This is a genomic window from Paraburkholderia sediminicola (genome assembly GCF_046026895.1).
In the GTDB taxonomy this organism is placed as follows: domain Bacteria; phylum Pseudomonadota; class Gammaproteobacteria; order Burkholderiales; family Burkholderiaceae; genus Paraburkholderia; species Paraburkholderia sediminicola_C.
In genome coordinates this window covers 1-416 of sequence record NZ_JAQQEU010000292.1, presented here as the reverse complement: position 1 = coordinate 416, position 416 = coordinate 1, and the positions used below count along the sequence as shown (strand labels likewise).

Genomic DNA, 416 nt, shown 5'->3' with positions numbered 1-416 from the left:
TCCTGGAAGATGCGGCTGTCACGGGTGAGCGTGGCCAGCCATAGCCACGGACGCAGCCTCAGACGGTAGAACGCGCGGCGCTCGTCCGCGCCTACGCACTGCGCCTCGGTCACCACGGCGGTCAGCTCGCGTACGCCTGCGCCGAGGTTAGACGCCCCCGCGTTGCCCACCATACCCGCAGAGTAGGTGCCGCTTCCTTCGATCGCAATCCTGACCGTCAATTCCTTGCCGACGAGCTGATCGATCTGGACGAGCGACTTCACGGTACTGACGTACAGTCCGGGCAATTCGATGGTGGCCAGCTCCACGGTGTAGTCGTACAGCCGGCCAAGCTTTTCCGTACCCGAAAGGCGCGAGACCGTGAAGAGCGGCATGTCCTGCCAGACCGGCAGGGCATCGCCGGAGATATCGAGCGT

General features: G+C 64.4%; 1 protein-coding gene. It reads right to left on the bottom strand.

Going from position 1 to position 416, the window contains the following annotated elements:
* Window positions 1–416: contractile injection system protein, VgrG/Pvc8 family (locus PQR02_RS40825; protein WP_408243453.1), on the bottom strand; the 416-nt coding region annotated here is incomplete at both ends.